The 572-nt window shown below is 70.8% G+C and carries 1 protein-coding gene; it reads right to left on the bottom strand.

Annotation, left to right across the window (positions count from 1 at the left end; all coding sequences use genetic code 11):
• Positions 1-572 (bottom strand): acetate--CoA ligase family protein (locus tag AC1DUE_RS20065; protein WP_477041170.1); only part of this gene is annotated, 572 nt, incomplete at both ends.

Raw genomic sequence — 572 nt, 5'->3', positions numbered from 1 at the left:
TCCGCGATCTCCGGGAAGTCCGTGACCAGTTGGGAGACCCGCCGGATCTGCTCGGCCAGTGCCGTCCGGTCCACCGGCGCAGCACCCCGAACCCCGCGCAGGATCTCGGCCGCGCCGATCGAGTCGAGCATCGACAGCGCCTCGTCCGCACTGACCGGGGCCAGGCGGAAGGTGATGTCCTTGAGCACCTCCACCAGCACACCGCCGAGCCCGAAGGCCACGACCTTCCCGAACGTCGGGTCGGTGACCGCGCCGACGATGACCTCCTGGCCGGGCGGCACCAGCTGCTGCACCTGCACACCGTCGATCCGCGCGTCCGGCGCGTACGCCCGCACGTTCTCGATGATGCGTTGGAACGCGGCACGCACCTGAACGCCGCCCTCCACCCCGACGACGACACCGCCGGCATCCGTCTTGTGCAGCACATCGGGGGAGACGATCTTCAGTACGACCGGCCCGCCGAGCCGGTCCGCGAAGGCCACCGCCTCGTCGACGTCCTGTGCCAGCTCCTCGCCCGGCACGGCGATCCCGTACGCATCGGCGACGATCTTGCCCTCGGGTGCGGTGAGCGC

The organism is Cellulomonas sp. P4_A2 (assembly GCF_056402515.1).
Note: the sequence above shows the minus strand (reverse complement) of the source record. Positions and strands in the feature narration are given on the sequence as shown.